We start from the raw sequence: 6,071 nt of genomic DNA on the forward strand, positions 1-6,071 counted from the left end.
CGCCATGAGGGTTGGCGTCTTCGATCAGGTGGCAGACCTCCTCGTCGCTGGTCTGCGAGAAGTCCAGGTACCAGCGCCCGACGCCGAGGAAGGGCTCCGGCGTCTCGGCGCAGACCACGTCGTCGGCTTCGCCGAGCAGCAGCGCGCAGGCTTCGCGCGATGCCACGGGCGCTGCAACCACCACGCGGGCCGGCGCCTGCCGGCGCACCGCGCGCACGGCCACGCGCATGGTCGCGCCGGTGGCCAGGCCATCGTCCACAAGGATGGCGGTGCGGCCATGCAGCTCGGGCGCGGGCCGGTCGCCGCGGTAGGCGCGTTCGCGCCGCTCGAGTTCGTCCTGCTCGTTGCGCACGACTTCATCGACCTCCTTCGCGCCGATGCCGAGTTCGCGCACGAGGTCTTCATCGAGCACCTGCTCGCCGCCGGCCGCAATGGCACCCATCGCGTATTCCTCGTGTCCCGGCACGCCGAGCTTGCGCACCACGAGCACGTCGAGCGGCGCATGCAATGCCTTGGCCACTTCGTAGGCCACCGGCGTGCCGCCGCGCGGCAGGGCCAGCACGACGACATCCGGCTTGTGCGCATAGGCGGCGAGCCTTTGAGCGAGCACGCGGCCCGCCTGCTGCCGGTTCCTGAAAAACTCGAAAGCCATTTCTCGGGTGTCCTTGCGGCCACCTTATTTTTCCTGGCACAGCGGTGCTGTAGGGGGATGCGCACATTGGCGTAGGCGTGCACTGCCATGGGGCGGCGCGCCGTGCCCCCGTCTCGCAGCGGCAGCTAAGGGTGCTGCTGGATCAGGCGCCAGCCTGCCGCAGCCCACCCCGCCCGCGCCGCGCCCCCTCCCGCCACGCATTCACGATCAGCTCGCGCGCCTTCGGGTGCTCGGGGTCGGTGACCACCCATTCGGGATACGCGTGCGGAAGGCTGGCCGCGGTGGCGCGGATCGCGTCGAACTCGATGGGGGAGAGCGGCGCGGCCGCGCCGGCGCGGTGGGCCAGGGTCTTGCGCAGGCCCGCCTTCCATGCGTCCGGCAAGTGGTCGACGGCGGGCAGGAGCGCCAGCGCGATGTGCGCGGCGCGCGGGCTCAGGGCCGCGGCGTCGGCGCGCAGCCGCGCCAGGCACTCGGTGCCGCTCATCTTCTTTCTTCCATCGCCTTGGTCGCAGGGCATGCTGCGCCTCTCGCTCAGGCCGCCTGGATCTCGATGCGCCGCGGCTGCGCGTGCTGGGCCTTGGGAATGCGCAGCTTCAGCACGCCCTGCGAAAGCTCGGCCGAGATGGCGTTGGTGTCGAGCTCCTTGCTGAGCGTGAAGACGCGGCGGAAGCGGCCCAGGCCCACCTCCGTGTGGCTCGACTCGAGCCCCTCGGGTATCGAGAGCCCCGACTCGGCCTCGATGGTCAGCGTGTCGGACGCGACCTGCAGGCTGAGCTTGTCGCGCGAGACGCCCGGCAGGTCGGCAAAGAGCGTGATGCCGCCGCCGTCCTCGACCACGTCGACCGGCGGCGTCAGCGCCGCGTCGCTGTAGCGCGTGCTGTCGTCCTTGCGCGCGAGCTCCTTCGATCCGGCCACGCGGGGCGAAGTGGTGGTGTTGGTGTTGCGGTCCATGATCGTCTCTCCTTTCTTCATTTCAGGGTTGCGTCATCGTCATCACTGAACGGTGATGCGCCGCGGCTGCGACGAAGCCTGGCGCTGCACGCTGATGTGCAGCACGCCGTCGCGGTACTTGGCGGTCACGGCGTCGGGGTCGGCATCGTCGGGCAGGGTGAGCACGCGGCGGAACGAGCCCTCGAAGCGCTCGTTGATGTGCACGGCTGCCTTGGCGTCGGACTCGGGCAGCTTGTTGGCGCGCTGGCCGGCAATGGTGAGCAGGCCGCGCTCCAGGTTCACCTCGAGGCTGGACGGGTCGACACCGGGCGCGAACGCGTAGATCTCCACGGTCTGCGGCGTGCCGCCGATGTTCAGGGCCGGAAAGCCGTTGCGGCCGAAGCCCCGGATGGTCGGAGACAGGTCGAAGGCCTGCTGCATCTCGCGCTGCAGGCGATCCATCTCTGCAAACATGTCGCGCGGAAACAGGGATCGGTACATGGCGAAAACCTCCATTCAAAGAAAGAACAACAGGTTGAACGGTGCGCCGCAGGTGTGCGCCTCCAGCGCTTCCGATCAGCGAAATAGGCGCTGGCGGCAGGTTTTCAAGAGGGGATGTCCGGGGGGCGGTAGCCCGATTGCGCGGGTGCTATGAAGGCCGATGCCGCAATTGAAAAAAACTCGACGCCGGGCCTCTTGAAGGGGGGCGGCGCGGACCTAAATCGATCCTCGTCGAAATCGTCAATCGTCATTCCAAACCTGAAGGAGATTTGCCATGCCGATGGACCTGCTCAAGCAGATAGCCGCATCCCGCCTGCCCGTGTCTTTCCGCACGCCCAAGGAGATCGACGAGGTCAGGATCCTGCGCCAGGCGGGGCTCGTGATCGCACTGATTCCGGCGCCAGCCGACCCCCTGAAGCTCGCGGGCAGCGAGCCCGCGGCGCAGGTGCTGGCCATCACCGAGAAAGGACGCGAGGAGCTCGCGCGGATCCGCTATCCGGGTGAGTTGCCGCAGCAGTCGAAACGCCGCCATGCGGGCCTGAAAGGCTGGCTTGGCGAGAAGCGCTTCGGACATGCATTGCAGCAAGTCTTACCCGCCCGAAGCCGCGATTCGCGCCCCTCGCAGGGTTTGTAGGCCGCATCCTTCCTGAACATGCGCGCAAATCCATGCCGCCGGATGCGTGCTTCCGCGCTGAATCCGATTCGCTCATGCAAGCGAAAAATTCATCAGGAGACAGACATGGACTTCGAAGGCATCTATTGCTTTGACACGGCGGCCGTCCGCTTTGCGATCTACCCGGACGGCCACGATGGCGCGCGGATCATCGGGCAGATTTCGGAGGAGACCCTGCACGACGTGTTCGGCACCAGGGACCTGGGCGACCGCCTGCTGGAAACCTGCAAGGCGCACTTCGATGCCATTGGCGCCGCGGCGCTCAAGCGCTACCGCACCGACCCGAACCGGCCGATCGTGCTGACCGTGGACGATTTTTCCCAGCGCCTTTCCCCCCGTTCCGGCGGCTCGCAAACCGCACCGCAGGCCACGCCGCTGGCTGCCTGAAAACGCCGCACCCGCTGCGCGGCCGGTTTTCGCCCCTGGTCGCGTGATGGGCAACTCTCCGACACGGCAAGGAGGTTTCAGCCTTACCCGCTGCGCCCGGATTCTTTGCAAATTGTGTGCTCAGGCCTTGTAGATGCCGAAAGCGTGTCCGTTGGACACCCGGTCGCTGGCCTTCATGCGAGCAAGGAACACCGGTGCCAGTGACCCAACTGCTTTCAGAGCCTGAGGCGCAAGACGCCTACCTGTTCCGCGAAGGAACGCATTCCCGCCTGTACGACCTCATGGGTTGCCACCTGCTGAAGGAGGGCGGCGCGCGCTTCGCGGTGTGGGCGCCCAACGCGGAATCGGTGGCGGTGGTCGGCGACTGGAACCACTGGTCCGGCGATGCCGATCCGCTGGCGCCGTCCGCGGACGGCACCGGCATCTGGCTGGGCCGCGCGCCCCATGCCGCGCCGGGCCAGGCCTACAAGTACCGCATCCGCTCGCGCTTTGGCGGCTACACGGTCGACAAGGCCGATCCGTTCGCGTTCTGCGCCGAGCTGGCGCCCGCCACGGCCTCGCGCATCTGCGAACTTTCTTATGAATGGAACGATGCCGAATGGATGGCCACGCGGGGCGCGCGCAATGCGCTCGACGCGCCGATGTCCGTCTACGAGGTGCACCTGGGCTCGTGGCGCCGCCGCGAGGGCCGGTTCATGGGCTACCGCGAGATCGCGCATGAACTCGCGGCCTACGTGAAGGAGATGGGATTCACGCACGTGGAGCTCATGCCCGTGACGGAGCACCCCTTCTACGGCTCCTGGGGCTACCAGACCACCGGCTACTTCGCGCCCACGGCGCGCTACGGCTCGCCGCAGGACTTCATGTACCTGGTCGATCACCTGCACCAGAACGGCATCGGCGTGCTGCTGGACTGGGTGCCCTCGCACTTTCCGACCGACGAGCACGGCCTCGCGTTCTTCGACGGCACGCACCTCTACGAGCATGCCGATCCGCGCCAGGGCTTCCACCCGGAGTGGAACTCCAGCATCTTCAACTACGGCCGTGCGGAGGTGCGCAGCTTCCTGGTGTCGTCGGGCCTGTTCTGGCTCGACAGGTACCACGTCGATGGGCTGCGGGTCGATGCGGTCGCCTCCATGCTCTACCTGGACTACGCGCGCAAGCACGGCGAATGGATTCCCAACCGCCACGGCGGCCGCGAGAACCTGGAGGCCATCGACTTCCTGCGCACCCTGAACCGCGCCGTCTACCGCGAGCACCCCGACGCGATCACCGTGGCCGAGGAATCGACCGCCTGGCCGCGCGTCTCGCGGCCGACCGACATGGACGGGCTGGGCTTTGGCGAGAAATGGAACATGGGCTGGATGCACGACGTGCTCGCCTACATGAAGGAAGAGCCGATCCACCGCAAGTACCACCACCACAAGATGACCTTCTCGCTGGTGTATGCGTTCCACGAGAACTTCGTGCTGCCGCTGTCGCACGACGAGGTGGTGCACGGCAAGGGCTCGCTGCTCGGCAAGATGCCGGGCGATCACTGGCAGCAGTTCGCGAACCTGCGCGCGCTGTTCGGCTTCATGTGGGCGCACCCTGGCAAGAAGCTGCTCTTCATGGGGGGCGAGTTCGGCCAGCGGCGCGAGTGGACGCACGACGGCGAGCTCGAATGGTGGGTCTGCGAGCTCGAAGGGCATGGCGGCCTGCAGCGGCTGGTGGCGCAGCTCAACCGCGTGTACCGCGATGCGCCCGCGCTCTACCAGCAGGATTTCTCGGCCGCGGGCTTCGAATGGGTCGCGGCCGACGATGCCGACGCCAGCGTGTTCGCCTTCCTGCGCAAGCCGCGCGATGGCCACGCGCCGCTGCTGGTGGTCAGCAACATGACGCCGGTGCCGCGCACCAACTACGTGCTGGGCGTGCCGATGCCCGGCTTCTGGAGCGAGCTCATCAACACCGACGCCGTCGAGTTCGGCGGCTCCGGGTGGGGCAACCTTGGCGGCGTCGAGGCCGCACCCGTGCGTTCGCATGGCCGCATGCACTCGGTGTGCATGACCCTGCCGCCGCTGTCCACGCTGATTTTCGAGCACCGGCCATCATGAAAAAACTGTTCGCAAATCCGCAGGCCCCCGCGGCTTCCTCCGTGGCGCCCGAGGTGCAGGACGGCAACCGGCGCGCGGTCGTCGATGCCGTGCTGCCGTCGGTGGACAACGGCCGCTTCGCCGTGAAATGCATCGTCGGCGAAAGGGTGCAGGTGAAGGCGCACTGCTTCACCGACGGCCACGACGTGCTGCGCGTGCTGCTGTGCTGGCGTCCGCAGGGCAAGGCCGAGTTCCGCGAAGTGCCGATGAAGCCGCTCGTCAACGACGTGTGGGAGGCATCCTTTGCGCCGCCCGCGCTCGGGCGCTACTTCTACACCGTGGTGGCCTGGGTCGACCCGTTCGAATCGTGGCGCCATGAAATGACACGCCGCGTGGACCCCGACGACGTGCGCATCGCCTCGCAGGTGGGCGCACTGGAGGTGGCCGGCGCGGCCGAGCGGGCCGAGGGCGCGGACCGGCAGGCGCTGGCCAACTGGGCCACCGAGCTCGATGCCGTGGCGGCCGACCCCGGCGCGGACGTGTCGGCGCTCAAGGCGCTGGCGCTGGACGAAGAGCTGGCCATGCTGGCGCGCCGCCACCCCGACCGCCGGCACGAGGTGCGCTTTGCTCTCGAGCTGCCGCTGGAGGCCGAGCGCGAACGTGCGCGCTTCAGCACCTGGTACGAGCTGTTCCCGCGTTCGGCCGGCACCACGCCCGGCGTGCACGGCACCTTCAAGGACGTGGAGGCGCGGCTGCCCGCCATTGCCGCCATGGGCTTCGACGTGCTGTACTTYMCGCCGATCCACCCGATCGGCCGACTGCAGCGCAAGGGCCCCAACAACGCGCTGGCCAGCGG

8 protein-coding genes are annotated in these 6,071 nt (G+C 68.0%); 4 read left to right on the top strand and 4 right to left on the bottom strand.

The annotated features are described in order from the left end of the window. From AC1DOC_RS15585 to AC1DOC_RS15600, 4 genes are all read right to left on the bottom strand, one after another. A partial coding sequence (locus AC1DOC_RS15585) for a phosphoribosyltransferase (protein WP_478130046.1) occupies positions 1–652 on the bottom strand: 652 nt, incomplete at its 3' end. Between the two features lie 142 nt (positions 653–794). Beyond that, the gene (locus AC1DOC_RS15590; RefSeq protein WP_436311051.1) at positions 795–1,169 is read right to left on the bottom strand and encodes a hypothetical protein; all 375 of its coding nucleotides are present in this window, start codon (positions 1,167–1,169) and stop codon (positions 795–797) included. 14 nt (positions 1,170–1,183) lie between these two features. After that, on the bottom strand, positions 1,184–1,603 hold the full coding sequence (locus tag AC1DOC_RS15595; protein ID WP_478081255.1) for an Hsp20/alpha crystallin family protein: 420 nt from the start codon (positions 1,601–1,603) through the stop codon (positions 1,184–1,186). Between the two features lie 42 nt (positions 1,604–1,645). Then, on the bottom strand, positions 1,646–2,083 hold the full coding sequence (locus AC1DOC_RS15600; RefSeq protein ID WP_018902897.1) for an Hsp20/alpha crystallin family protein: 438 nt from the start codon (positions 2,081–2,083) through the stop codon (positions 1,646–1,648). 274 nt (positions 2,084–2,357) lie between these two features. On the opposite strand from AC1DOC_RS15600, the gene AC1DOC_RS15605 reads away from it, so the two are divergent. The 4 genes from AC1DOC_RS15605 to AC1DOC_RS15620 form a co-directional block, all read left to right on the top strand. Continuing rightward, positions 2,358–2,717 (top strand): hypothetical protein, encoded by a 360-nt coding sequence (locus AC1DOC_RS15605; protein WP_012747108.1) that lies wholly within the window; start codon positions 2,358–2,360, stop codon positions 2,715–2,717. A gap of 105 nt (positions 2,718–2,822) precedes the next feature. After that, on the top strand, positions 2,823–3,143 hold the full coding sequence (locus AC1DOC_RS15610) for a hypothetical protein (RefSeq protein WP_478081256.1): 321 nt from the start codon (positions 2,823–2,825) through the stop codon (positions 3,141–3,143). A gap of 194 nt (positions 3,144–3,337) precedes the next feature. Continuing rightward, the gene (glgB, locus tag AC1DOC_RS15615; protein ID WP_478081257.1) at positions 3,338–5,236 is read left to right on the top strand and encodes a 1,4-alpha-glucan branching protein GlgB; all 1,899 of its coding nucleotides are present in this window, start codon (positions 3,338–3,340) and stop codon (positions 5,234–5,236) included. Continuing rightward, positions 5,233–6,071 (top strand): maltotransferase domain-containing protein (locus tag AC1DOC_RS15620; RefSeq protein ID WP_478130047.1); only part of this gene is annotated, 839 nt, incomplete at its 3' end. The genes glgB and AC1DOC_RS15620, both read left to right, overlap by 4 nt.

This window comes from Variovorax sp. 01T439_2 (assembly GCF_056398445.1).